This window comes from Cytobacillus sp. Hz8 (assembly GCF_042263505.1).
Lineage (GTDB): Bacteria > Bacillota > Bacilli > Bacillales > Cytobacillaceae > Bacillus_BE.
The window spans coordinates 136785-161912 of record NZ_JBHKFI010000010.1 but is presented as its reverse complement, the minus strand read 5'-3'; the positions used below and the strand labels follow the sequence as shown (position 1 = coordinate 161912).

The following is a 25128-nucleotide window of genomic DNA, read 5'->3' as shown; positions in this document are numbered from 1 at the left end:
ATATATGGAATATTATAATACGAAACGGATGAAGGCAAAATTAAAAATGAGCCCGGTGCAATACCGAACTCATTTTGAGCAAGCAGCCTAATGAAATAACCGTGTCTAACTTTTAGGGGTCACTTCAGATAGCGAATAAAATCTTCTGCTTTTTTTCTATAAAAACCTAATTGGCTACTTTCTAAACATTTATTTGCTACCCTTTTTCATTTGTATTCGCAAGGCTACACTTTTATGAGATTCATTGGATTAATTGTTAATAGAAGCAAGTTTTCTATTAATGACGTCGCTTGTATTTTACAATATTAGGCTTTTTCAGAGAAAGTTTTAATGATTGGAAATAAATGTTGAACAAAGTCGTTCCAATATTTCTTCAGGAGAGTAACTACGTACATTCTTCTGGAAAAAATATGAATCACTTCTTAAAGCCATTAACACCATATCTGCTTTAAAGATACTGAGTGAATGGGTCTCTTCATTTGTGGCCATTTCATCAAATAGTTCGACCAATATTTGATGTAATTCCACATATAAAGGGCTTTGAGTTTGCGACTTAAGGGGATTCGTTGACTTGTTTTCCTCGACTCCTGTAAGCAGTTGTGCTTTCTTTTCTCTGAATCGAATAAAAATGCATAGTATTTCTTTCAGTTTTTGATTAGGCGGAACTGCATCATTCTCCTCCAAGTACATTTCGATATCCTCGAAAAATAGATCAATACCGTCTTTAATTAAATCTAGACATAATTCACCTTTGTTTCGATAACGGCGATAGAGTGTTCCCGGACCTATTTGTGCTGCTGTGGCAATTTGATTCATGCTTACATGTTCAACGCCATATTGCTCAAATAGTCTATGGGCTGTATCTAATATAAGCTGACGATTCTTTGCAGCATCACGTCGCTCAGTCCGTGAACGGGTTTTATTTTCATCATTTATCATGAAATCACATCCTATAATTCAATGCATATCCATCTTGACAAACGGAGAGGTCTCCATTTAATATAAAACGGAGAGGTCTCCAATTGATTTTAATCCTTAAAGGAGGTTTTTACAACGTATGCAAAATCAAAATAAGAAATCAGCTCTATTAATAATGGATCTTCAAAATGGGATTGTATCCCGTTACTTAGAAAACACGGAAGTTCTTCACCCGTTTCAAAAAGCTGTTGAAGCTGCACGTGAAAACCATATACCAGTTATTTTTGTTCGAGTAGGGTTTAGCGAAGGATATCCGGAGGTCAGCCCACAAAATAAAATATTCTCAACAATCTCTAAAAATGGTGGAATGACCTTGTCTGATTCATCCACACAAATTCACGAATCTCTTCAACCAATACCAAATGAGCCAGTTATAACCAAGTATCGAGTTAGTGCATTCGCTGGAAGTAATCTTGAAGTGACCCTTCGTTCACAACAAATTGATACGCTTGTTCTTAGCGGGATTGCTACGAGTGGGGTCGTTTTGTCGACTTTACGTGAGGCAGCAGACAAAGATTTTAAGATAAAAGTACTAGCTGACGCTTGCCTCGATGCAGATCCAGAGGTTCACCGAGTTCTAATCGAGAAGGTATTTCCTCGTCAAGCGGATGTATTGAATGTTCAAGACTGGATTGACACCTTAACTTAAATCATGAATGTTGGTTTCTTTTAAGTTGGAACTGACCCTTTAAATGAGCATTCAGCAATTACAAAGTCAACAGATTCTGTTGGCTTTTTTATATAAAAGTAAGTTCGATCATTCCTAATATCATCAAACAAAAAAAGTTGAAATGCAAACTTTTTCTTTTGTTCAACAGTAACTTCATAATAGAATAACGTACTTAAAGGAAAGTGGGATACTTTATCGATTTCTATTTAATCAAAGTTTGTTGTTGAATTTCAAAAAGGTAATTTAATAATGAAAAGAGCTTGGGAAAATTCCAAGCTCTTTTATATTAACTTTCTCGTCATTATTTTAGATGTCGCAGCCCACATAAAAAGGAACATAAACACCCCTATAATATCAGAAATTAGTACACTGCTACCGTGAAATAAATGTTCATAACGAAATAATGGAGTATTATAAATAGCGATTAAAAAGGATATTCCAGCAAAAAATAGACTAAGTTTCTTTTTAGTTAACCGAAATATGAAGAATAAAAAGGTTGCATAAGTCCAGAAAAGCGATACATTCCAAGCGTGAGAAAACCGAATCCCAGGTTCTGTATGTAAATAAGTGAATACTAAAATTGTTAAAATCCCTAAGGCTAACACTGGTGCAAATTTCAAGAACTGAAAAATCCAATAAAGTTGTTTTTTTATTGCTGCCTGAGTATCAATGAGTAGATCCTTTGTTACAGCATAGATATAAATAATAAACAATAAACTGCTAGCAAAAATGATATATTGCAAATACTACATCTCCTCTATTTTTATCTTAATCTATACATAAATTAACACATTTTGGAATAATATTGTAGAATAATTTCATCATTTTTGTCTAAATGTTGATTCAGGATACAAAGTGTTCACCTTTTATTAATTGCTGAATTGTTTCAGAAAAATTCCAATTTGCCAGGTAAGAGTAGCACATGGTAAAATATTACATAATTTGAGTTAATAGTGATATTGATTGATAGAAATCTATAATTCGTTACAGATCGTGTGGGGGTTATTATATGGAGATCGCTTAAAATGGATGCATTTTTTATTATCGTCTAATCATTTGTAAGTATCTTTATCGATTGATTAAATATTTTATTGGAATTAGTGGAGTTGAAAGTATGGATATACTAGAAAAACAAATTACACTTGATGAAATTGAAATTTTAAGAGAACCTTTAGAAAAATTGCATACTTACCATAATACTCATTCTAAATATTTTTCTGGTGATTATCCCAGGATAACATTTGAAGAACGTATTAAAAAATATAGAAAAAATACGGAGATTGGAGAATACAGGATTGAGGTATTTTATGATAAAAAGACAATGAATCTAATAGCATTTTCAATAGAATATAGAGAGGATGCAAGCGGAAAAATAGAGGTTTTATATGTTGATGAAAGCTATCGCAGAAACCATTTAGGTACCAAACTAATGAATAATGCACTGAAATGGTTTAGAGAAAAGGGTATCTTTGAAATAGAATTAACCGTGGTGTACGGAAATCAAGATGCTGCAACTTTCTATGAAAATTTTGGATTTTTCCCACGTTCCATAATTATGGAAACTAAATCATCATGATACAAAGGATGTACTTTCTCAACTAAAAATCTATTCTGAAAAAAATGGAAAATGAGTCAGCAGGAATGCTGCCTTTTTATGTGAAAAGTCAGGATTTAAGGAATTTGATAAAAGAGAAATAACTCTTAAGGTTATGTTCGGACAATCTGAAGCTAGTTCAAAAAAACAATATATTCTAATAAGTATGAACGATAAGAAATTCTTATGCGTTTTTATAATTAATATAAAATTTAATTTATTAATGAAGTGCTGTATCCTTAAGTTAAAGGGGTTTGTTTACAAATATACGCTTTATTAGAGGTGGTAATATGATTAAAGGGTTACATCACGTTCAAATAACGATTCCAAAGGGGACGGAAGAAGAAGGTAAAAACTTCTATTGTGGAATTCTAGGTTTACAAGAAATCGAAAAACCCAATTCTCTTAAAGGCCGAGGAGGTTTTTGGTTAAAAGTCGGCGATAAAGATGTGCATGTTGGAACAGAAGATGGTTTTAATCGATTAAATACGAAAGCACACATTGCTTACGAAGTTGAAGATATCAGCTATTGGAAAAATAGATTAGCAAAAGAAAATATAGAAATACTTTATGGGGTCCCAATTCCAAATTTCGACAGGTTTGAATTTAGAGATCCATTTGGCAACAGGGTAGAAATGATTCAAAACCTGAATTCAAAAGGGATGATTTAATAAAATATGGACTTAATTAACGGAAAGTCAGTGGCGATTCACTGGCTTTTTTGTCAAAATAGGAAGGAATTATTTTGTAATCATCAATGAAACAACGGATTAAAACAATAGTATTTTTTATGAGTTTCTTGATAATGAAGGGAAAAAGTTCATTAATAAGGAGTTTGTTCATAAAATTTGTCAGCAGGTTCTTTCTGACCGCGATAAGAAATGTTCAACACTCATTAAAATGAATTAGTAAATTTCAATAAAATGGAATTTTGGATTTTTGAGCATAATCGTTGAAAAAAGGGCATTATGATACTAAAAATGAAAATTAACAGGAGGTAAGTTATGAAGCCTATTCGTATCCCTGATCTTTCCGCAAGACCTTTTAAACTTGGCGTAGAACGATTAATGGAAACACCACCAAATATACTTTTTCAAGCATGGACAAATCAGTTTGACCAATGGTTTGCTGCACCTGGGAGTGTAATCATGGAAGGGAAAATTAACACATGCTTCTTTTTTGAAACTGAATATGAGAATAAACGTCATCCACATTACGGAAGGTTTTTAAAGCTTGAAGAAAACAGTCTTATTGAAATGACCTGGGTTACTGGAGAAGGTGGAACAAAGGGATCGGAGACAGTTATTACTGTAATCTTTGAGCCTTATGGAGCAGGAACGAAATTACAGCTAATACATTCAGGTTTTCCAGATGAAGAATCCAGAAATGGACATGAGCAAGCTTGGCCACTCGTTCTAGAACAGTTAGATCAAAGAATGAAAGATAGAAATCTTTAGGAATATCCTTTTTGAATTGACGCTGCCGCTTTATCGTATAATATACATTTGATATTTTTACCAGAAAGAGAGTATTCATCTAGTTGAACAAGTTAAGAATTTCAAAGTTTAAGAGTATTTCTGTGTTTTGAGAAATGCTCTTTATTTCTGTCTAACAACAATTAAATAAATAAAATCAATATAATTTTATTGTAAAACGATAAACTTTTAGTTAAAATAAATTGAACAATAATAAGTGAGGTGCTTTTTCATGAAACGAGGATCAACACTTTTTCTCAAGATAGCTGTTATTTTTATTGGAATCCCAATTCTTGCTCTGTGCATATTTTTAGTGCCTAAGATAGCGGATTATGCAGGAGAACTATATCCTCATATGGCTTATATAAAATATCTCGTTTTTATCGTCTTGTATGCAGCAACGATCCCATTTTACTTTGCTCTGTATCAGGCGTTTAATCTTTTACACTATATTGACAAGAACAAAGCGTTCTCTGAATTATCTGTAATGGCATTAAAGAAGATAAAAAACTGTGCAATCACAATCAGTATCATATATGTGATAGGCATGCCACTCTTTTATTTTGTAGCGGAGAAGGATGACGCACCAGGTGTCATATTACTCGGATTAATCATTATTTTTGCTTCAATGGTGATCGCAGTCTTTGCTGCTTTACTCCAACGACTTTTGCAAGAAGCGATTCATATAAAATCAGAAAATGATTTAACGATCTGAGGTGAAAATAATGGCAATTATTATCAATATTGATGTGATGTTGGCTAAAAGAAAAATGAGTGTAACAGAACTTTCGGAGAGAGTCGGAATAACAATGGCTAACCTTTCGATTTTGAAAAACGGAAAGGCAAAAGCTATTCGATTATCAACTTTAGAGGCCATTTGTAAGGCTTTAGAATGTCAACCTGGAGATATATTAGAATACAAAAATAATGACATTACTCAAGAAAAATAAAATTGATATTTTTCCTTTTCTTCAAGGAATCAAGCTCATAAAAGAGGAGTTACTCATGAATTTACCTATTCAAAATATTTCTCAGAAAAAACCTTTACATGCACAAAACATGAGAGCAGTCCTACAACTCGTTCGTTTTGGTTGGGAGCAGGCCTTATCATGTCTGTTTCCAGTCGTAATTTTTGCCTCTTTGGCTTTAACACAAATCATACCACTTCCCTTCCTACCACGATATGACTGGTTGCTCATCATCTGTCTGATAATGCAATGGTGGATGGTGCATTCAGGACTTGAAACACGGGATGAGTTAAAAGTGATCACTTTGTTCCACCTTATTGGGCTTGCTCTTGAAATTTTCAAGGTTCATATGGGCTCTTGGTCCTATCCTGAGGAAGGATATATCAAAATATTGGGAGTGCCTTTATATAGTGGATTCATGTACGCAAGTGTCGCGAGTTATCTTTGCCAGGCTTGGAGGAGGTTTAAGGTTGAACTGGTTCAGTGGCCACCGTTTTTGGTTGTTATGCCTCTCGCAGCAGCGATATATTTGAATTTTTTCACCCACCATTTTTGGATTGACGTTCGATGGTGGCTATCTGGACTTGTTATTATCGTCTTTTGGAAATCTTGGGTTACATATGAGATTGCCGGGATTCGTTACCGTATGCCACTAGCACTTTCTTTTGTGCTTATTGGATTTTTTATATGGATCGCAGAGAATATCGCAACTTTCTTTGGAGCTTGGGAATATCCAAACCAAACTGATGCATGGAGTCTTGTTCATCTAGGGAAGGTAAGTTCATGGCTTTTATTAGTAATTGTTAGTTTTCTTATTGTAGCGACGTTAAAGCTGGTTAAAGGAAAAAATCCACTAGAATAAAGACTAGTCTTGACAACTACCTTGCTTGGTTCTTAAATGAGGCTCAGAAACGAAAACACAAAACAGCGTATGAGAAAGCTTCTGCTGACATTAATAGTATTTGAAATAACAGAAACTTATGAGTTTGCGTCTATTTAAATTTAAAAAATGTGGGTCTTGTTTAACAGGTCATATAGAAAATAGAACTGCTTTAAATACCACCTAAATATTGGGGGTGTTCCTATGAATGATTTGCAAGAAATATTGGAGAGAAGTGAATATAAATACGAGCTAATTCATCATGAAAAACCAATATTAACAAGACAAGATGGTTCCGAATATTTTGGGATTGAAGTTGGGCAAACCGCACCATCATTAATTTTAAAAACGGATAAAGGATTCTTTGTTTTAATCGTATCGGGAAATCGTAGCAGACTTGATTTTGAAAGTATAGCTGATATGTTAGGTTGTCGTAAAGTAAAATTAGCTTCTCCGAAGGAAGTTCAAAAGGTTACAGGGTTTGAGGTTGGCAGTGTTCGTATGGTGGGCCTTGATTTACCTTGTGTGCTTGACATAAGCCTTTTCGACTATGATTTTGTTTATGGAGGTACAGGACAATCAACATTCACCTTAAAAATTGAACCGCAAGCCTTAATTCAATTAAATCAGGTGGTAACAACATTCAATTAACAGGAAAAAAATGTTGGCTTTTTATTTTGCATTAGGCGGACGTAATGAATTACAAATCAATGCAAAAGCTCGCTCACTTTTGAAAAAAGCCTCAAAATGATGTCCATTATTTAATGAAAAAGGAGATGTCCGAAAAATAGTTTTTTTAGCTAAAAACGTTAAAAAGTAGAACCCAAGAATGCTGTTATTTTAACATTCTCGGGTTTTTAGTTTGGACTTATCCTAAAATGGACTTTTTAGACAGCCCAATTCTTTTTTATTCACTTGTTGAAGAAGATTGGGTTTGAAGCTGAGATTGCACCTGGCTTATTAAAGTTTGAATCTGGGCAACCTCACTTGAAGCTTGTTTTAAGGCCTCTGAAGCAAGTGTTGTATTTGCAGCAGATTGTTCAATCGCAGAAGTAATCATATCTTTGACGAGCGAAGAAGCTGCCTCTGCTTGTTTCAATTTATTCGTGTCGATTTGATTTGTCATCTTTATATTTCCTCCTTTTTTATTGAACACAAAATATAGAATGCTACATAAAAAGAATTTTAATCCATATTCACTAAAAAAATATTTGTAAAATGCAGTGCAACTTGTTTTTAGATGAGGAGACCATTAAGAGAGGAAATCAGCAAAGATTTGCTCTCTTTTCATTAATCAGTGGAAAGAAAATATTATCAATCGTCAGCCTTATGGCTCTTGGGGTGAAAAATGGGCAAAATATTCAATTCAAAAAGACAATGATGAAATGAACTCAATTGTAAGTTATTTGTTAAAATCCATACGAATTCCAATGAAAATAGGCTTTTGAATCAGTTACAATACCCATCCCAATTACATAACTTGATAAAGAGAAGAGGATATATCAGTAAGCGTATTGTTTTCTCAAAATGATTGCTCTTTCCCCTTTCTTATGGTCGGCAAGTCATGTCTATTATAATTACTAAACGGAGGTATGATAATGAATCCTTGGCAAAATGAGCTTCAAATGTTAAATGTTGGAGATTTCCAGGTGAGTGAACCAGTTTCAATTGATCCAAACTTGTACTATGTTGATCAGGAACGACAATTTGGTGGTTTTGGTGGTTTAGGTGGTTTAGGTGGTTTTGGCGGTTTTAGTGGTTTTGGTGGTTTTGGCCGCTGCTTTAGTTGTTTTAGATGCTTTAACTGTTTTAGTTGTTTCCGTTGCTTCAGTTGTTTTAGCTGTTTTAGATGTTCCCGTTGCTCCCGTTGTTCTCATCGTTGCGGCGGTTAAAAATAATTTAGTGGTTCCTCGATGTAAAGAGACCGCCCACGCATGAGTTTTTGCTTGGGCGGTCATTATTAATAAACATATGGGACAAACGGAGATACATAAGATTATAGTGATGTATTGAGCAGATTTGAGGACAATTGCGAGGAGGAACGATATGACAAGTTTAAGCCCTTCTATGCGTCTGAAAGTAAAAAGGGACACTTTTTTTCTCCCTGATTCTAACAAAGGTGTGTATTTTCGGAACAACATTAGCTCGTTCCGTATGGAAGGTAGTTCGATTGATAAGTGGGTGGAAAAGCTAATTCCGATGTTCAACGGTGAGTACACGTTGGAGAATTTAACAGACGGATTACCGGACCCTCACAGGAAACGGGTGTATGAAATTGCGGAAGTACTATATCGAAATGGGTTCGTTAGCGATGTAAGCAAAGACCACCCACATCAATTGGAGGATCACTTGGTTAAAAAGTACGGTCCTCAAATTGAATTTGTGAACAATTTTGTTGATTCGGGGGCATACCGCTTTCAATCCTATCGGCAGTCCAAAGTGCTGGCAGTTGGTTCCGGTCCTTTTTTTGGTTCGTTAGTTTCAGCGTTGCTGGAATCGGGTTTGCCTAAGTTCAAACTGCTCATCACGGCCAAGATACCGACCAATAGACGGAGGTTAATGGAACTAGTAGCACACGCTCGTAAAACAGATCAAGAGGTGGAAGTTGAGGAGATTACACTAAAGGAGAATGGGGTTAGATCTTGGAGGGAAGTGGTTCAATCATTTGATTTTATTTTGTATGTGTCAGAGGAAGGGGATCTGGAGGAACTGCGTCTTCTTCATTCGGTTTGCCTGGGAGAGAAAAAGGTTTTTCTCCCCGCTATTTGCTTACAGAAGGTCGGTATAGCAGGACCATTAGTGCATCCGGACTCTGACGTGTGCTGGGAGTCTGCGTGGCGTAGATTGCACCATTCAGTGCTCATGAAAGACAGGCAAATAGCCGGCTTCTCTTCCACAGCGGGAGCAATGTTGGCAAATGTGATTGTATTTGAATTGTTTAAAAAGATTACTGGAGTAACTAAATCAAAACAGAATAATCATTTCTTTCTGCTGGATTTGGATACGATGGAAGGAAATTGGCATTCGTTCTTTCCACATCCACTCGTGACTGGACGAATGTCGGCTAAATGGGTGGAGGACTCCGAATTACTGGTCGAACATGGCTCGAGAAAAGGGGAACCGAGTGAATTGCTTCTTTATTTCCACCAGTTGACATCAGAGGAATCCGGGATTTTTCACATTTTAGAAGAAGGGGATTTAAATCAGCTTCCATTAGCTCAGTGCCGCGTTCAGGCAGTTAATCCATTGTCGGAGGGACCTGCCGGATTACTTCAAGACCTAGTCTGTACAGGTTTGACTCACGAAGAGGCAAGAAGAGAGGCAGGTCTTACTGGGATTGAGTCATATGTGTCTCAAATGGTCGCTTTAGTTGTTCCGACACTAACATCACATTCAGAAGTAAATAGTTTGGGAGAACCACAAGAATTTGTTGGTATTGGTGCAGGGGAAACAGTCGCGGAAAGTGTATGCCGGGGATTGCAAAAGTGCTTAGAAAACGAACTGAGCAAGCAACATCCTGAGAAAAAGAATTCTGTCACTCAAGTGCAAGTTAGGAAAATGGAAGATGAAAGGTGCAAGTTTTATTTGCAGTCATTGACTTCGATGCAGGGAGCGCCAATTATTGGATTGGGCAAGGAAATATCCGGTTTCCCTGTGGTATGGGTTGGAACGAATGAGGGATGGTATCGCAGTGTAGATGTAAATATAACGATGGCATTAAGGAAGGCGTTGCAACACGCTATTTTTGGAGTCCAATCATCATTCGACCATACACTTCCAGTGGAGCTTAGGTCAGTCAATCTCGAAGTAAAGGAACCGCAGACTCTTGATATCCCTGCCTATAATGAGAGGATCCAAGCTGATACAATAAAGTCCGTATTAGAAGTCCTAGAACGAAACAGTAAGCGACTTTTGGTCTTTGAACTAGAACTTGAACCTTTTTTGAAAGAGAAACTTGCAGGCGTGTTTGGTGTATTGCTTAGGGGGGAGGAATCCAGGTGAACCCAGTCGTATTGGTTGTCGGAGAAGGGTTGCTGGCGGACCGTGTGTGCGGAGATTTATTCACCCATTACCATGTAGTTCGCCAAACCAAATTCGAGGACGTTATACCGGAAAAAACGGATTTAGCTCTGGTGTTACATGATGCCTGGAGTCCCTATGATCATCAAAAGGCAGAAGTGGTTTTTAAACGAATCGGCACACCTTGGCTGCGAGGATTCGTTTCATTTGGAGAGGGTGTAGTCGGGCCACTTGTTCAACCGGGGAAACCGGGGTGCTCTCATTGTTCGGACATACGACGTTACATGGCAGGACGTGATCGGAAAGAGATAAGGGAGATGGATGAGAGGCTGAAGGAGACAGGCGGAATACAGCAGGATGTATGGGCATCTAATTCAGGTCTTTTGCAGTTGGCACACTTCATTGAGGAGGAGGTACACCGAATATTACAAGGTAATAATGGTCGCTCGAAAAGACAGATAGGTTTCATCAATTTGAAAACCTTAACGAGTTCATGGCACACCTTCTTGCCTGTCCCATTGTGTTCGATTTGCGGCAGTTTACCCGACGATTCAGAGGAGACTGCCCGTATTTCATTGCAACCAAGTCCGAAAATCAGCAAAAACAGTTACCGCTCCCGTCCGCTTAAGGATCTGAAGAAGGTGCTAGTAAAAGATTATTTGGATCATAGAACTGGCTTGTTAAACGGAAAAATGATTGATCTCGTTCCGCCATTTGCTGATGTCAGTGTCAATCTCCCTTTGCTGCAAGGAGATGAGGGAACTGCAGGCCGAACCAATTCATATGAAGTAAGTGAGTTAACCGCCATTTTGGAAGGACTTGAACGGTACTGTGGGCTGGAACCCCGTGGAAAACGTACCGTAGTCTATGATAGTTACATTAATTTGAAAAATAAAGCACTCAATCCTATCAAAGTAGGTGTGCATACAAAGGAACAGTATGAGCAGCATGGTTTTCCATTTCAACCTTTTAATCCTGAACGACCAATGAATTGGGTTTGGGGTTATTCATTTTTGGAAGAGCGACCAATTCTTGTTCCCGAAGTGCTTGCATATTACAGTTTGGGATGTGGGCAACATGGATTTGTCTATGAAACTTCAAACGGTTGCGCGTTAGGAGGAAGCAAGGAGGAGGCCATTTTCTACGGAATTATGGAAGTGGTGGAGCGTGATTCATTCCTAATGACCTGGTATGCGCAGCTAACCCTGCCGCGTCTTGACACTTCTACCGCAGACGATCAAGAATTGCAGTTGATGATCGAACGATTGCGGTCAGTTGCGGGATATGATTTATATTTGTATAACTCGACAATGGAGCACGGAATTCCAAGTATTTTTGCGGTTGCAAAAAATAGGAAGCAAAAGGGATTGAATCTCATCTGTGCGGCTGGAGCACATCTCGACCCAGTGCGTGCGGTTAAAAGTGCGGTTCATGAGTTAGCCGGCATGATGTTGAATCTTGACGAGAAATTTGAGACGAACCGAGAGGAATATCTAGGAATGTTGCAAGATGCATCTTTGGTGCAACAAATGGATGATCATGGCATGCTTTACGGTTTGCCGCAAGCGGAGGAGCGCTTTGAGTTTTTACTAGATGATAATCGCCCATTGCGGACATTTGCTGAGGAGTTCAACTGGAAGTCGAATCATACGGATCTTACCGAAGATTTGAAGGATATTCTTCAAGTTTTTCGCCGATTGGGTCTTGATGTGATTGTGGTAGATCAGACGACACAGGAATTGATACGGAACGGATTGTTTTGCATAAAAGTGCTGATTCCGGGGATGTTGCCGATGACTTTCGGACATCACCTTACCCGCATAACAGGTCTGGAGCGGGTCTTGAAGATCCCGATGGAACTGGGGATTACGAAACAGCCTCTGACAGTTGAACAACTCAATCCACATCCGCATCCGTTTCCATAAGGGGTGGCTAGAATGATGACTTTAGATGAATTTCTGTACAATATTCATTTTGACATTGATAAGGCAAGCGACCCAAACTGGCAAGTGGATTGGGATGATGCACCGCTCCCTTATAAGCTCTACAGTGGTTTGCCTGCGATACCATTGTCATATGAAATACCAATTACACTTGAAGAACCGGAAGCACCCAAAACGCCTGACCTCCGTAGAATCGGGCATTTCCTTTGGTATGTATACGGTCTTACTCAATTTTCCCAGTCCGCATTCACCTTGGATACCTGCTATAACTCTGCAGAACTCATGCAGTCTTATCGGCGCTTTGCTCCTTCGGGCGGGGCGCTGTATCCAAACGAATTGTACATGTATCTGAAAATAGAGGATTTGCCTGCTGGTATTTACCATTATGACTTGGCCCATCACCGCTTATTGTTGTTGCGAGAAGGAAATTTCGATTCCTATATTGCTCGTGCACTTGGTAATCGTTGTGCCGTTTCTGCTTGTTTCGGTACTATTTTTGTATCGACCATGTTTTGGAAAAACTTCTTTAAATATAATAATTTTGCCTACCGTCTCCAAGGATTGGATACCGGGGTGCTGATGGGGCAAATAATTGAAACAACGAATCGTTTCGGCTTCGAATCGGGAGTATATTTCCAGTTTCTTGATCGAGCCATCAACCATCTTTTAGGGCTTTCAGATCAAGAGGAGAGCGTGTATGCTATTATTCCGCTGACAGTAGAACCTACAATTTGGTCCTTTAACGGGAAAGACTCAGAGGGGATTGTCACGGCAGCCGAATTGTGCAGAGAATTGCCTGCGATTCAGTTTAACCACTACGTCCGGTCCAGAACGGTCAAAGAGTATCCAATGCTAATTAAGATGAATGAAGCGTCTTTTCAGGATTCAACTCAATTGTTTCGGCAAATTCCTGAAAAGGACAGTGAAAATTTAAAGGGTCAACCAATATATCTTCCTTATGTCAAGCGGTTGTCGAATGATCTGGCGAGTGTTTGTAGAAAGCGCTTTTCACCGGACATGGATTTTGTTTTGGGGAAGGTTAGTCTATCGCAACTAGCTAATCTGATGCAGGAGGCTACTGGGTCCTTCAAGTATCGAAATGATTTGGAGGATCCAAATATAGAGCAAGATCCCCGTGTTTTACTGTTTGGCTGTTTGTATAATGTTGAAGGTATTCCAAATGGGGGCTATCAGTATGACATCACTGTTCATGCATTGCGCCAGGTACATGAAGGAGATCATCGGCTCCTGCTGCAATCGGGAATGTCTTTAGATAATGTTAATTTGCTCCAAGTTCCACTCTGTTTCCATGTGGTAGGAGACAAGGATTACTATAAAGCTTCACTAGGATACAGAGGTTACCGCATCCAGCAAATGGAAGCAGGAATACTTGTGCAACGATTACTATTAGCTGCGTCAGCCATCGGAATGAATGGTCATCCACTCCTTGGGTTTGATGTGAACCTGTGCGATGAGTTATATAAGTTGGTTTTACATGAAAAAACCAGCCTAATCCAGCTCCCAATCGGTTTTTATCGAAATCGTCCTTGGTTGAAGGGGAGTTTGCATGGTTAACTGTTGATTGTAGATACTTTTTAAACGAGCACTGAAGCGGGTAATTAATAATTTAATGTGTGTAAAGAAGGGGATTGCTGCGGTAATTCCCTTCTAAGACATTTGAAAAAGCTTTTCCCATCTAAAATTATATCAAATAAGAATTACTTCATTCTTTTAAGCTTTGGATGAAGAACTTTCCTACTTAACAAACTGCACTGACTTAGAAGAAGGAATAGTTAAATTGCCTGACATACCTCTTACCTTAGTTACATTAGGTGAAAAAGGATGAATTTATCGTTTTAAAGGTTAGATGGGGAGAGCTTCTGCTTTGATATAGTTTGTGGCTAAAACTACAGGCGCTGGAGATGTTTTGTTACTAAAGACAAATAAAAACATTCTTTTTAAAATCTTGATTTGACAAGGAGCTACAGAGGGATAAAATGTGCAATTAAGAATAGGGAATACAAAGCTCTTCTTTAATGGAATCCTGGTTCTAAATAATATAGAACTTTTAATATTAATAAAATTTTGTTCTATGTCACTTGTATTCAACTTAAGCCGTAAATTCTTATTGGTATTCATCATATAAGAAAGTGGATTTTGATATCATGTGATACTTTGAGCGATCTATGGCTATGCCGTGCAAGAATCCAGATGCATAGTCGCTAACTATTTAGGTCCAAATAACCGATAACAATACACAGCTGTCAACCCCATGATTGACGTAGAAATACCATTAGTTAACGCAGTCATTACTGAAAGGTTCAAAGTACCTTCTATTTTAGCTAGAGCTGTAAGTAAGTAGATTAACCACCAAGGAATGAGAAAAATAATCCATCCCTTGAAATATATGTTTTTTTCAGTAAGTAAGGGAAGAAGGAATGCGAATATAATCCCAACACACCCTGTCGACCATGCAAGTACAAATAACCCGTATAACTGATCAGTTAAACTAAATGGTGGCTTACGCCCTAATACTAGAATTGACGACCAATCAGTGATACGCATTGATGAAATGCCTATGTAATATGGTTGAAAACCTAAAATCCCACCTAATAAGCCTCCACAAGCTCCCGCAACCCACCCGCGAGTAAATTTGTCGCTTATCAACATACAAAATACTCCTTTCATGACTGTTTCATATTTAGTCTAATCAATAGAAACTTCTTTTATTCACATTCTAAAACACACCCTAATACGGCGCTAATTCTGTGAATTGGTAACTTTATTATTTACCCTCCATATGCAAAACTGTTCATGTGGTCTATCACTTTGAGGGCGAGGCAATTACATGTTGATTGCCCAAACTTAATATGGGTTCATTAAGTGCTTTATATACTTATTATGTGCTGGATTATTTTTTGCAAATCAGACTTTAAAAAAATATTTATCCTTGTAAAGGAAAATAAAAGATTAATAATAACCTCATTTTGATACATTAAGGTGAACCTTATCATAAGTAAAAGAGGTTTTTATCTGAAAAATTAAAAGCCAAAAATAAACAAGATTTTATAGAAAACTTGTTTATTTTTGGCTTTTTTTGGTTCGTACATAAGGAAGTTAAGCTCCCGTTTGTGACATATCGGAACAAAATATTTAATTTATACCCCACTCTTTTTCTTGTTTTATAGTTGAGTTTCATCTAGTTATTCGATTAGGAACAGTAAAGCTTTTTAGATATTGTTAATGTGGTACTTTTTCAAAGATTCTTTCTCAAGATCATTCCAGTTCTTAATATTGACATTAGTATTGCTCTTTAATTTTTCAAAATCATTATACAAAGCTACTATTTCATCAAAGCTTCCTGAAACAATTTTATTCATAGGTAATTTAAAATAAATTTTCATTGCAAAGTAATAAAGTTTTTTATAATCACTTATTAATTTGCCTTGTAATGCAGGGGTAATATTTACACCATGCGCCTTCAATACTTTGAGGCCTTCATTTGTTGCTTCTATCATCTTATTGAGGTCAACTTTACTTTTAGATATTTTTTGAGTATTAAAATCATTAATATATAATAGGGAATTCATGGGTAAAATAAATACATAATGTGTTAATAACCATGCTTCAATATCTTTCTCAATCGTCACTTTATAATGAATACCGAAAGCTTTTTTGACTGTTTCTTGTAGTGATAAATCTCCATTCAAATTACCAAAGATCACATTTCCTTTACCATGGATAGAAACGACTCGACCTGAATCTTCTCTCATTCCTGCACTAGTTTGAAAACCAAAGCCAATTTTTTTTTTAGATTTAGAAAGCTTTTGAATTTCAGCTTCCATTCTTTTTGGATTAGCATTATTACCTACAAAAATTATATTTTCACTTATATTATTTGCTAAAGTTAAAAATACAGATGAGAACTGATTGTATTTCATTACTACGAATACCAAGTCATATAAGTGATCTTTTTTTAATTCGGATATAACATTTAACTTATCAACAGTTGTCTTATTCTGAAAATAATGCTTTATGACTAAGCCTTTATCATTTAGCTGTTCATATCTTTTTCCCCTGGCTAACATAGTTACATCATTTCCTGCCTTTATAAGTGAATGCGCTAAATAACTTCCTAGAACGCCTGCTCCTAAAACTAATACTCTCATAAATATAATCTCCTTTAATTGCATTTATATAAAATGAACTTATGTCTATTAATGAATATACGTTAATTATCTATGGTATAATTAATTGTATCAATGGTTAATATATCAATCATTGTTAATTAATAAACACTACTAAAGATTTTGCTTATTAATATTAGTCAAATACAAACAAGTTAAAGGGAGAAAAAATGGATAGAAGAATTAAAAAATCACAAAAAGCTATAGAATCAGCACTTATTGAACTAATGAGAGAAAAAGACTTTGAAGAAATTACAATAAACTCTATTGCAGAAAAGGCAGATGTTAGTCGAGGAACAATTTACTTAAATTATGATGATAAATACTGTATTTTAGAGAAATGTATCGACAAAGAGCTAGAAAAACTGGTTAAATCTTGCGTTCCAAATGAAAATGAAAAAAGCAACTTTAATGCACAAACACTTCTATTAAGAACATTAGAGTACATCGAAGCAAACTCAAATATTTTCATTACCTTATTAGAGAATAATGGAGTCCAAACTTTTAGAGATAAATTACTAAGTATGGTCAGAGACCGTATGTTATTTCAATTAAAAATGACAGGTATAAACAAAGATATGAATAGCGAAATATTTATTCAATTTTGGTCAGTAGCAATTATTGGTCTTATTGAATGGTGGGTAAAAAATTCTTTGCCCTATTCTAGTGAAGAAATAACGAAACACCTTTTCAATTTACTCTCAAGAAATGAAGTAATTCCTTCACTTAATGAGAAATAAAAAGTACTATTAGTAATTTCCAAACTTGTAATAGATTCTAAAAAGTTATTAGTATATTGGTCAGAATAAATACAGAAATAAATATTAAACCTCGTTTAGATATATCACGGTGACCGTACCATAAATAAGTTTTTTTCATTTTTGTGATATGCAAAAATGCCAGGATAAAAGCAAAGGATTTTATACAAATATTGGTATAAATCCTTTTTTTATCAAAAAATAGCAACAATCATACAAGTAAAAGTAGTTTTCAGGGACTACAAGTTATAGCCCTTAGGGCAAAGCATCACCCTTTTATGGTTAATTCTGATTACTATGATTTTTATTTTGAATACCTGGATTTGAGAGATAATTTAATTCCCAACGATCAATCCAATACATAAGAAAGCAGGGTGCTAAATATCGAATAAATGTCCATGCATGATTCCATTGATAATATATAAGCATTCCTTTTCCATACATCCACATAGCAAAAGGAACCCAGCAAAATCCTAAACAAATAAATAGGAAAAGCTTATATTGTGGGGGGATCTTAGGTGCAAAATAGGCAACAATGTACACTGGAAGAAACATTATTACAAGTTCCGTAAATCGATCATCTGCATTATAGTTTTGAAAAATTTTCAGTCTATACTGTGCTAAGTGCCCAAATCCCCAGAATAATACTCCAGGCCATGCATAGCAGGTATACATAACGCCAACAAGCCAAATACGGTAGGAAATTGGCGGAGAATAATTAATTAATCTGTCAGCGAAATGAGCCAATATTCTAAACCCAACAAAAGTTATTGCAAATGTATTCCAATGACTCCAGTGATGTAAAACCATGTATCCTTGTTTTGCTAAGATAAATTCAATAATTGCCATTGTTGGAGCAAATAAAATACTAATTAACCACGGTCGTTTATAAGTTGTAGAATAGTAGCAAAAAACGATAGTAATGAGAGGAAATATTACCCCATCTGATAGGGTCAGTCCTAAATATTGATCAGCAAGTGGATTGTGTAACAAATGAGCAGGAAGATCATATAAATTAAGCCAATAATCAAACATCTCATCACTATAATCTGTTAGAAAAATAGCTACAATATATATGCTGAATATGGAGTGCCAGGACAGATGACCTTTTCTAATGACAAAAATGGCCCAAATCAAAAAGAAAATGGTGATTATTATGTAGAGCATGGTGTTATACCTCGTATATCATATAAATTTTTTAGAATGGCTAGTTACAGAGCTGTATGCTGTATAATTTTTTTTATTTATTCTTGAAAGCAAATAGGAAGCTCCTTTTAAATATTTTTTGTAACTTTAATCTAATTTAAACAAGTAAATCCTAATAAATTCGTATACCCAGAATTTATTAGGATATGAAAAGTCTGATTAAGGAGATTTAGTAATAAGCCAAGAAGAAGCTGAGGGGGTACGTATCATAGATAATATACAAAATAGTATTTAACAATAGGGTGCGATTATCAAAAGATGACGAGCCTATTTCATGTTTGGCTATATAGTCAAATAAGTTTTATTCACAATTAATTTTCATCTTTCATTTTTCGAAGAATCAACCAATTGACTAGTCCAAAGAGCGCAAGAGGCAAAATAATAACCAGAACAATATAAGTTGGGTTTTTACCACCTTGGAAAAATTCCTTCGTTTGTGGAATCCTTAATAATAAACCAAAGATTCCTAAACTGACAACATAAACAAGACCTCCATAGAATTCTCGTTTCTTCTTGAATAAAACATAAACCATTGCCATGATTAAAATAACAAGAATGGCCATCCAATCAAATGGGGGACCAATTTTCACAATACCTTGTTTCGGTGCATAAAACTGAATGAGGATAAATAAGCCAAATGGAATCATTAGCAAGATCCAAATAACGAAAAATTTAATGATTTTAGGAAATTGTTTTTTTATATAAATACTCAGATGTAACAATTTAAAGACGCCATAAACTGATGCAATTGATAGAATCGCATTCATTAAAAGAACAAATACATTTACTTGTAATGTTGGTGCAATAAAACTTCCGCAAATAGTGTAAAACGAACTAATTAAAAAAATCAAACCACTTATTTTAAAAATTGATTTCCATGAGGGTTTATCAAAATGCTTTATCAGTTGATCGACGATTTCTTTCGGATTTTTACCAAAATACTCTTCTGCAGATTCACCATGCTTTTGCGCTTCTAAAATATCTTGCAAGATCGTCATTAAATAGTGTTCTGTTTCTAATTCTTCATAGAAAAATCCAAATGTTCGCATATATAGAAGAATATCTTCATAGTACTTTTTATTTTCAGGGGTTAGCTGTTCTCGATACTTGTTATTTTGTTCAATTAATTGTTTGGCTGTATCATTTTTCAACTCACTCACTCTCCGTTCTTTTCTATAATTCGATTTACTTTTACAATCAACGAACTCCATTGTTCTTTAAAATCTTCTAATTGATGTTCCCCTTCAGGCGTAATGAAGAAGTATTTTCGATTTGGTCCATCGGGTGAAGCTAGCTCCGTGCTTTTAATTAGCCCTTGTTTTTCTAACTTTTGCATGAGAGGATAAATCGTTCCACCTACCATTGTTGTAAACCCATAATTACGCATCATTTGCACCAGTTCATAACCATATACACGTTGTTCTTTAATAATAGATAGCACACAACCTTCCAGTACGCCTTTTAATAATTGAGTTTCCTTCATTTACTCACCTCACTAGTTTGCAATACATGTTAGTTGAATTTAATGTATCATACGACAACTAGTTTGTAAAGCATACTAGTAAATGTTAGGTGATTCTTGGCTCAAAATAAAGTTTAGTCAAAGGTAACTAATAACGTTGTTTAAAGTTAAATATCCGGATTTTTTCTTCAAAAAGAGGATGCTTTCAAAGAGGAAAATGCTTTCTTTTTATTTTTAGGCATCGTCGTATTTATCCTAATTTATTTGAATACAGGGAATAGATTTAAAAAATAGAATATAGCTTTTTATAAAGTTATAGGGGGCATTCCTTCATAAGGGATGCTTATTTTAATTTAATGGTTATAGCCAGAACAATAAACTTGATGAGAAAATTTTTACTTGATAAAATCCTTCAAATTTCCAATAAGGATATTGTTTTTTTATTTTCTTAATGGTCCTATTAAATGCATGAAACGCCTCATTAAAGACATCAGTGAGCAAGTACATTGTTCCATAAATAATTTCAAAAGCTATCCACCTTATAAGTCTCCAATTCGAATAGCAATGAATCATATAAAATAAAACAAAGCAGGGTGAATCATATACGATTTGCTCTGCTTTTCTTTTGTAAGGTGTTTTTCACATTATGTGGATAATGAAATATCTTGACAATTTCGTTAATAACCTTGATACATCAAAAGTTTCGAATTACAATGAAAGTGTAAATATTGTCTATTATGTGTATAGTGTATATTAATTACATATACAATAAATGAGGTTTTTCTATGAAAATAATTATTAAAAACAGCTCTGATCAACCATTATACCAACAAATTAAAGATCAAATTAGGGGGGCCATTCTTCGTCAGGAATTAAAAGAAGGAGAAAAACTCCCTTCCATTCGTTCATTAGCAAATGATTTGCATGTTAGTGTTCTTACAACGAAAAGAGTATATGACGAGTTAGAAAAGGAAGGGTTTATTGTTTCTAACGTAGGAAAGGGATCATTTGTTGCGTCAGAAAACCTCGAAATGTTAACGGAATCTAAAAGGCATCTGATAGAAAAAAGGCTCTCGGAAGTGTGGCAAATGGCTAGAAGTCTTGGAATTAGAAAAGAAGAACTTTACTTGATGATGGATATCATTTTCGAAGAGGATGATGAATGATGAAAGCAGTATTAGAGGTGAATAACTTAATAAAGAAGTTAGATAATTTTAGCTTAGATCAGTTGAATTTTTCACTAAAAGAAGGCTGTATAACTGGTTTTATTGGCGTTAATGGTTCTGGAAAAACTACGACAATTAAAACAATACTTGGACTTTATCCAAAAGATGATGGCAGCATTAAGTTTTTTGGAAAAGAGATGGAAAAGAATGAATATACAATAAAAAATCGTATTGGGGTAGTCTTAGACGAAGGTTATTTTTATGAAGAAATGACATTAAAAGAAATGAAGAGTGTTATCGCCCCAGCATATTCGAATTGGGATGAATCTGTTTTTTTAAACTATATCAATCAATTTAATTTAAAACTAAACCAAAAAATTGCAACTTTATCAAAAGGTATGCGAATGAAATTTTCAATTGCAATTGCTCTATCCCATCATGCAGATTTATTGATCATGGATGAACCAACAAGTGGTCTTGATCCATTAATTCGTGATGAATTAATGGAAATACTTTTAAATTTTGTGGAAGAAGAGGGTAAAAGTGTGTTCTTTTCTACACATATCACTTCTGATTTAGATAAAGTGGCAGATATACTTATATTGATTGATAAAGGCAGAATTATATTCAATGAAAGTAAAGACGAACTATTAGAAAGACATGCTTTAGTAAAAGGCGATAACAATGTAATTAATGAATACACAAAAAAATTGTTTTTAAGTTTACGCCAAACAGCATTTGGTTTTGAAGGAATTACCGATAAAGCAGACGAAGTGAGAGGAAAAATGAACGATGTCATTGTAGAAAAACCTTCTATTGAAAATGTTATGTTAGCTTATGTAAAGGAGATATGAACGTTGTTACTTCATCTTGTCAAAAAAGATTTGATTCTGGTCAAAAAATATCTATTGTTTATGCTTGTTTTTGCAGTAGTAGGACCAATATTTATCAATTCAAGGTTAGAATTTGATAATGGTAGTTTTATAGGTTTTTTTATAACTGTTTTGTTTGTGGAATATATTTTATTTAATATGATTTCAATGCAAGAAGATAAATATAGAGGTTCAGCATTACTTTGTACAACACCCCATACCAGAAATGGTGTAATAAAAGCAAAATACTTGTTTATTCTAGTTGTTTTTATTGCATGTTTTCTTTTATATAATCTTGCAACAGCAATTGGTGTATCTACTGGATTAACACGATTAAGTATAATGAATGTTGGAATATCACTTCTAATTATTTCTGCTTTTTTTGGTATATTAATTCCTGTTCAAACTAAATTTGGATATGAAAAAACAAGATATATCTTTTTTATTGTGATCTTTTTAACGCCATTTTTACTACCAATTATTATTGAATGGTATCAATCTAATAACTTTAATATCAATTTAAATTTACCTATACCTCAAGCAGCAAAGGATTGGATCCCTTTTGTTATAGCCATTTTAATAGGATTCATTTCAATGGTTGTTTCAATCCAAATCTTTTCAAAGAAAAACCTATGATCATTTTTTAAGGTGAATATGTATGAAAAATAATAATATTTTAATTACGTAATACAAGGCCCGTTTTGCAGGGAATATTATAGCAAAATTTTTTGTGTAAGAAATATGTTTAAAAATGAGAATGGAACTTTCTTCTGAAAGTCACGATTTCTTAATTCAAAATGGAATACTTACTTTTTATGTTCATTTTCAGATATGTCAAATTGTTTTCAAATGCTTGATCGAAGATAGATGAAATTGTTATATTATTTAGTTTATTCCCTTAGTTATCATCGTGTTTCTTTTAATCATTTTCTGATATTGTTTTAATAAAGAACCATAATTCAATTAGCTAACCGTGGTATACGAAAATCAGGCTGTATCCTTTTATGAAAAGTTTGGATTTTTCCCGCGTTCAATCATTATGGGGACCAAACCAAAATAAAAAGGCAATTTCAATCATTTTATAGAAAAGAGAACCCCCCAATTAATAAAGTCCTTACATTTCAATCCATGGAAAAAGGCAAAAAGGTACCTTCTATAAGAGAGCCTTCAATTTATTTCTTTCAAAAGCAGTGTGATTCTTATATGAAATCACACTGCTTTTGAAATTTACTATTTTATATTAGAAATAAAATAGACTTAGGGCAAGAATTTTTAGGATTTCATCTGCAATGTAGCTTGGTTCCACTTAATCCTGTCATCCCTGTTCGGATCATTCACTACTGTACTTTCTACATCAAAAATCATCGTTGTCCGATTTTTCAGATCATACCTTGGCCATTCTGGAAGGAGTTCTGTATCGGGCTGACCAGTACAAGCAAATTGAATCCATGCTTGATGCATTTGATTGGCAATTGGATAACGCTCAGGTGAGGTGCCCGTGAGTTTTTCCGTATCAGGCTTATCCAATGTATCCCACACAAAAGGAATCTCCAAGGCATGCGCTGCCTTTAAAGCTCCTCCATAAACAGGGGTTTCCCAATCAAAACGATACATCCAAACGGGAGCGTCTTGATTCAACTGCAGTTCAGCTAGTTTTTGTGCTGGATTGGTAAAAATGTTCATGGTGAGCAATTGATTTAATAGATCTTGATTGAGAGGCTCTTTTTCTGAGAATTGTTTGGCAAGAGCAGGCAAGAGTGGGCCAAAAAATTTTTCAAAAACCGCATGAATCTTAGTCTCATCTGCATTTCTCCACTCAGGGTCAAATACCGTGAAAAGCCGATATTCATCTTTGTTTGTTCCAATTAAAATCGAAACATCCTTGGCAGAGCCTTTTCTGATTGCCTCTTCAGGGTGATGTGGAAGGGAGATTCCATCGTTAACCGGTCCCAAACTCATCATTGGAACGATGGTAGAGGCTCGAATTAATTCTTCAACGGACAATTCCTCTAATTTCGAAAGGTTCGTTGGTTCTACTTGTAAAGCAGCCAATAAACGACTCGCAACCCTGGTTGCTTTTGCGGAAGAATGGACATTAGCGGCTGCTCCGCTTTGAAGGATCGCTTTTTGAAAAAGTCCTTGAGCGGAAGGGAATCCAAGCAATACGCCAATACTCATTGCACCTGCTGATTCTCCAAATACCGTCACATTATTCGGATCACCCCCAAATGCTGCAATATTTTCCTGTATCCACTGCAAAGCGGCAACTTGATCGAGAATCCCGCAATTTCCAGATGTCGCATATTCCTCATCGCCGAGCTCCCCAAGATGAAGAAAGCCCAATATCCCTAGGCGGTAATTCAGTGTTACCACTACAACATCGCCTTGAGCAGCAAAAGTTGCACCATCATACCAACTGCTAGAGCCTGATCCGGAAATAAAAGCACCTCCATGAATCCAAACCATCACAGGTCGTTTTTGATTATCTGCTCCCGGTGACCATACGTTCAAATAAAGACAATCCTCATTCATATTTGCGGTATCATTTCCTAAAAACTCCATGATCTCACTTTGTGGCTGTGGGGCAACAGGGGAAAAAGAGGTGGCATTCCGAATCCCTTTCCAAAAATCCGGACGTTCTGGAGCACGAAATCGAAGAGCTCCTACTGGAGGCTTCGCAAAGGGAATCCCTTTCCACACAATAACCCCATCGCTTTCTTCTCCTTTAAGCCTACCGTAAACGCTTTCAACAATTATTTGAGACATTCACAATCTCCTTTCCTTTGAAAAATAAAATCATTCTTGTTTGCTATTTCATTGTATTCGAGAAGGATGAGGTACTTTCCTCTTATTTACAGATTTCCCGAACGATAAAGCCCATGCAGGGGATAGCCCTTCTTTAGACATGGGATGAGAGTGAAGTCGGATACGAAGCACAACAAATTGCCA

The 25128-nt window shown here is 35.5% G+C and carries 26 protein-coding genes and 1 pseudogene; 18 read left to right on the top strand and 9 right to left on the bottom strand.

Going from position 1 to position 25128, the window contains the following annotated elements:
* Positions 1-91 (top strand): IS3 family transposase (locus ACE38V_RS14035; RefSeq protein ID WP_375841177.1); only part of this gene is annotated, 91 nt, incomplete at its 5' end.
* Between the two features lie 236 nt (positions 92-327).
* On the opposite strand, the gene ACE38V_RS14030 is transcribed toward ACE38V_RS14035, so the two are convergent.
* The gene (locus ACE38V_RS14030; RefSeq protein WP_375842067.1) at positions 328-939 is read right to left on the bottom strand and encodes a TetR/AcrR family transcriptional regulator; all 612 of its coding nucleotides are present in this window, start codon (positions 937-939) and stop codon (positions 328-330) included.
* 118 nt (positions 940-1057) lie between these two features.
* Between ACE38V_RS14030 and ACE38V_RS14025 the strand changes: the two genes are divergently transcribed.
* Entirely contained in the window at positions 1058-1627 is a 570-nt protein-coding gene (locus tag ACE38V_RS14025) for a cysteine hydrolase family protein (RefSeq protein ID WP_375842065.1), read from the top strand.
* Positions 1628-1929: 302 nt separating this feature from the next.
* Here the strand turns inward: ACE38V_RS14025 and ACE38V_RS14020 are convergent, their stop codons facing one another.
* Entirely contained in the window at positions 1930-2391 is a 462-nt protein-coding gene (locus ACE38V_RS14020; RefSeq protein ID WP_375842063.1) for a hypothetical protein, read from the bottom strand.
* A 371-nt stretch (positions 2392-2762) separates the two neighbouring features.
* Between ACE38V_RS14020 and ACE38V_RS14015 the strand changes: the two genes are divergently transcribed.
* The 7 genes from ACE38V_RS14015 (at position 2763) to ACE38V_RS13980 (ending at position 7216) form a co-directional block, all read left to right on the top strand.
* Complete coding sequence (locus ACE38V_RS14015; protein WP_375842061.1) at positions 2763-3224, top strand: GNAT family N-acetyltransferase; 462 nt, start codon at positions 2763-2765, stop codon at positions 3222-3224.
* A gap of 308 nt (positions 3225-3532) precedes the next feature.
* Positions 3533-3913, top strand: coding sequence for a VOC family protein (locus ACE38V_RS14010; protein WP_375842059.1), 381 nt, complete (start codon positions 3533-3535; stop codon positions 3911-3913).
* 333 nt (positions 3914-4246) lie between these two features.
* Complete coding sequence (locus ACE38V_RS14005; RefSeq protein ID WP_375842058.1) at positions 4247-4699, top strand: SRPBCC family protein; 453 nt, start codon at positions 4247-4249, stop codon at positions 4697-4699.
* A gap of 250 nt (positions 4700-4949) precedes the next feature.
* Positions 4950-5432: a DUF2975 domain-containing protein gene (locus tag ACE38V_RS14000; protein ID WP_375842056.1), complete on the top strand. Its 483-nt coding sequence runs from the start codon at positions 4950-4952 to the stop codon at positions 5430-5432.
* 10 nt (positions 5433-5442) lie between these two features.
* A complete protein-coding gene (locus ACE38V_RS13995) occupies positions 5443-5667 on the top strand; it encodes a helix-turn-helix domain-containing protein (protein ID WP_375842054.1) in 225 nt (74 codons plus the stop codon).
* Between the two features lie 109 nt (positions 5668-5776).
* Positions 5777-6547: a DUF817 domain-containing protein gene (locus ACE38V_RS13990; RefSeq protein ID WP_375842077.1), complete on the top strand. Its 771-nt coding sequence runs from the start codon at positions 5777-5779 to the stop codon at positions 6545-6547.
* A 222-nt stretch (positions 6548-6769) separates the two neighbouring features.
* A complete protein-coding gene (locus ACE38V_RS13980; protein WP_375842052.1) occupies positions 6770-7216 on the top strand; it encodes an aminoacyl-tRNA deacylase in 447 nt (148 codons plus the stop codon).
* Between the two features lie 256 nt (positions 7217-7472).
* Here ACE38V_RS13980 and ACE38V_RS13975 read toward each other — a convergent pair whose 3' ends face one another.
* Positions 7473-7691, bottom strand: a complete 219-nt coding sequence (locus tag ACE38V_RS13975; RefSeq protein WP_375842051.1) for a hypothetical protein — start codon at positions 7689-7691, stop codon at positions 7473-7475.
* 466 nt (positions 7692-8157) lie between these two features.
* Here ACE38V_RS13975 and ACE38V_RS13970 point away from each other — a divergent pair, with 466 nt between their 5' ends.
* From ACE38V_RS13970 to ACE38V_RS13955, 4 genes are all read left to right on the top strand, one after another.
* Positions 8158-8457, top strand: a complete 300-nt coding sequence (locus ACE38V_RS13970; RefSeq protein WP_375842049.1) for a heterocycloanthracin/sonorensin family bacteriocin — start codon at positions 8158-8160, stop codon at positions 8455-8457.
* Positions 8458-8611: 154 nt separating this feature from the next.
* Positions 8612-10567: a putative thiazole-containing bacteriocin maturation protein gene (locus ACE38V_RS13965; protein WP_375842048.1), complete on the top strand. Its 1956-nt coding sequence runs from the start codon at positions 8612-8614 to the stop codon at positions 10565-10567.
* Positions 10564-12510: a TOMM precursor leader peptide-binding protein gene (locus tag ACE38V_RS13960; protein ID WP_375842047.1), complete on the top strand. Its 1947-nt coding sequence runs from the start codon at positions 10564-10566 to the stop codon at positions 12508-12510. The genes ACE38V_RS13965 and ACE38V_RS13960 overlap by 4 nt, the downstream gene beginning before the upstream one ends.
* A gap of 15 nt (positions 12511-12525) precedes the next feature.
* A complete protein-coding gene (locus ACE38V_RS13955; protein WP_375842075.1) occupies positions 12526-14103 on the top strand; it encodes a SagB family peptide dehydrogenase in 1578 nt (525 codons plus the stop codon).
* 651 nt (positions 14104-14754) lie between these two features.
* Here the strand turns inward: ACE38V_RS13955 and ACE38V_RS13950 are convergent.
* Positions 14755-15198 (bottom strand): hypothetical protein, encoded by a 444-nt coding sequence (locus ACE38V_RS13950; RefSeq protein WP_375842046.1) that lies wholly within the window; start codon positions 15196-15198, stop codon positions 14755-14757.
* Between the two features lie 560 nt (positions 15199-15758).
* Positions 15759-16697, bottom strand: a complete 939-nt coding sequence (locus ACE38V_RS13945) for a ketopantoate reductase family protein (RefSeq protein ID WP_375842045.1) — start codon at positions 16695-16697, stop codon at positions 15759-15761.
* Positions 16698-16885: 188 nt separating this feature from the next.
* Between ACE38V_RS13945 and ACE38V_RS13940 the strand changes: the two genes are divergently transcribed.
* Positions 16886-17455: a TetR/AcrR family transcriptional regulator gene (locus tag ACE38V_RS13940; RefSeq protein ID WP_375842043.1), complete on the top strand. Its 570-nt coding sequence runs from the start codon at positions 16886-16888 to the stop codon at positions 17453-17455.
* A 300-nt stretch (positions 17456-17755) separates the two neighbouring features.
* Here the strand turns inward: ACE38V_RS13940 and ACE38V_RS13935 are convergent, their stop codons facing one another.
* The 3 genes from ACE38V_RS13935 to ACE38V_RS13925 form a co-directional block, all read right to left on the bottom strand.
* Positions 17756-18640: a hypothetical protein gene (locus tag ACE38V_RS13935; RefSeq protein ID WP_375842042.1), complete on the bottom strand. Its 885-nt coding sequence runs from the start codon at positions 18638-18640 to the stop codon at positions 17756-17758.
* A gap of 350 nt (positions 18641-18990) precedes the next feature.
* Positions 18991-19830, bottom strand: a complete 840-nt coding sequence (locus tag ACE38V_RS13930) for a DUF1129 domain-containing protein (protein WP_375842041.1) — start codon at positions 19828-19830, stop codon at positions 18991-18993.
* Between the two features lie 5 nt (positions 19831-19835).
* Positions 19836-20162 carry a PadR family transcriptional regulator gene (locus ACE38V_RS13925; protein ID WP_375842039.1) on the bottom strand — a complete coding sequence of 109 codons (327 nt, stop codon included), beginning with the start codon at positions 20160-20162 and terminating at the stop codon, positions 19836-19838.
* A gap of 764 nt (positions 20163-20926) precedes the next feature.
* Here ACE38V_RS13925 and ACE38V_RS13920 point away from each other — a divergent pair.
* The 4 genes and pseudogenes from ACE38V_RS13920 to ACE38V_RS13905 all read left to right on the top strand — a co-directional run.
* Positions 20927-21307: a GntR family transcriptional regulator gene (locus tag ACE38V_RS13920; protein WP_375842037.1), complete on the top strand. Its 381-nt coding sequence runs from the start codon at positions 20927-20929 to the stop codon at positions 21305-21307.
* Entirely contained in the window at positions 21307-22161 is an 855-nt protein-coding gene (locus tag ACE38V_RS13915) for an ABC transporter ATP-binding protein (protein WP_375842036.1), read from the top strand. Before ACE38V_RS13920 ends, ACE38V_RS13915 begins: the two co-directional genes overlap by 1 nt.
* 3 nt (positions 22162-22164) lie before the next feature.
* Positions 22165-22815 carry an ABC-2 transporter permease gene (locus ACE38V_RS13910; RefSeq protein ID WP_375842034.1) on the top strand — a complete coding sequence of 217 codons (651 nt, stop codon included), beginning with the start codon at positions 22165-22167 and terminating at the stop codon, positions 22813-22815.
* 331 nt (positions 22816-23146) lie between these two features.
* A pseudogene (locus ACE38V_RS13905) lies at positions 23147-23239 on the top strand (GNAT family N-acetyltransferase); the annotation flags it as partial.
* Between the two features lie 212 nt (positions 23240-23451).
* On the opposite strand, the gene ACE38V_RS13900 reads toward ACE38V_RS13905, so the two are convergent.
* Entirely contained in the window at positions 23452-24945 is a 1494-nt protein-coding gene (locus ACE38V_RS13900; protein ID WP_375842033.1) for a carboxylesterase/lipase family protein, read from the bottom strand.
* Between the last annotated feature and the right edge of the window lie 183 nt (positions 24946-25128).

What these genes read in the sequence shown, in the direction of transcription:
- ACE38V_RS13940 (WP_375842043.1), top strand. Translation starts at nt 16,886, where the DNA reads ATGGATAGAAGAATTAAAAAATCACAAAAAGCTATAGAATCAGCACTT.
- ACE38V_RS13900 (WP_375842033.1), bottom strand. Translation starts at nt 24,945, where the DNA reads ATGTCTCAAATAATTGTTGAAAGCGTTTACGGTAGGCTTAAAGGAGAA.
- ACE38V_RS14005 (WP_375842058.1), top strand. Translation starts at nt 4,247, where the DNA reads ATGAAGCCTATTCGTATCCCTGATCTTTCCGCAAGACCTTTTAAACTT.
- ACE38V_RS13955 (WP_375842075.1), top strand. Translation starts at nt 12,526, where the DNA reads ATGACTTTAGATGAATTTCTGTACAATATTCATTTTGACATTGATAAG.
- ACE38V_RS14000 (WP_375842056.1), top strand. Translation starts at nt 4,950, where the DNA reads ATGAAACGAGGATCAACACTTTTTCTCAAGATAGCTGTTATTTTTATT.
- ACE38V_RS13980 (WP_375842052.1), top strand. Translation starts at nt 6,770, where the DNA reads ATGAATGATTTGCAAGAAATATTGGAGAGAAGTGAATATAAATACGAG.
- ACE38V_RS13920 (WP_375842037.1), top strand. Translation starts at nt 20,927, where the DNA reads ATGAAAATAATTATTAAAAACAGCTCTGATCAACCATTATACCAACAA.
- ACE38V_RS14015 (WP_375842061.1), top strand. Translation starts at nt 2,763, where the DNA reads ATGGATATACTAGAAAAACAAATTACACTTGATGAAATTGAAATTTTA.
- ACE38V_RS13970 (WP_375842049.1), top strand. Translation starts at nt 8,158, where the DNA reads ATGATAATGAATCCTTGGCAAAATGAGCTTCAAATGTTAAATGTTGGA.
- ACE38V_RS13995 (WP_375842054.1), top strand. Translation starts at nt 5,443, where the DNA reads ATGGCAATTATTATCAATATTGATGTGATGTTGGCTAAAAGAAAAATG.
- ACE38V_RS13965 (WP_375842048.1), top strand. Translation starts at nt 8,612, where the DNA reads ATGACAAGTTTAAGCCCTTCTATGCGTCTGAAAGTAAAAAGGGACACT.
- ACE38V_RS13945 (WP_375842045.1), bottom strand. Translation starts at nt 16,697, where the DNA reads ATGAGAGTATTAGTTTTAGGAGCAGGCGTTCTAGGAAGTTATTTAGCG.
- ACE38V_RS13975 (WP_375842051.1), bottom strand. Translation starts at nt 7,691, where the DNA reads ATGACAAATCAAATCGACACGAATAAATTGAAACAAGCAGAGGCAGCT.
- ACE38V_RS14030 (WP_375842067.1), bottom strand. Translation starts at nt 939, where the DNA reads ATGATAAATGATGAAAATAAAACCCGTTCACGGACTGAGCGACGTGAT.
- ACE38V_RS13990 (WP_375842077.1), top strand. Translation starts at nt 5,777, where the DNA reads ATGAGAGCAGTCCTACAACTCGTTCGTTTTGGTTGGGAGCAGGCCTTA.
- ACE38V_RS13935 (WP_375842042.1), bottom strand. Translation starts at nt 18,640, where the DNA reads ATGCTCTACATAATAATCACCATTTTCTTTTTGATTTGGGCCATTTTT.
- ACE38V_RS13925 (WP_375842039.1), bottom strand. Translation starts at nt 20,162, where the DNA reads ATGAAGGAAACTCAATTATTAAAAGGCGTACTGGAAGGTTGTGTGCTA.
- ACE38V_RS14025 (WP_375842065.1), top strand. Translation starts at nt 1,058, where the DNA reads ATGCAAAATCAAAATAAGAAATCAGCTCTATTAATAATGGATCTTCAA.
- ACE38V_RS13950 (WP_375842046.1), bottom strand. Translation starts at nt 15,198, where the DNA reads ATGTTGATAAGCGACAAATTTACTCGCGGGTGGGTTGCGGGAGCTTGT.
- ACE38V_RS13915 (WP_375842036.1), top strand. Translation starts at nt 21,307, where the DNA reads ATGAAAGCAGTATTAGAGGTGAATAACTTAATAAAGAAGTTAGATAAT.
- ACE38V_RS14010 (WP_375842059.1), top strand. Translation starts at nt 3,533, where the DNA reads ATGATTAAAGGGTTACATCACGTTCAAATAACGATTCCAAAGGGGACG.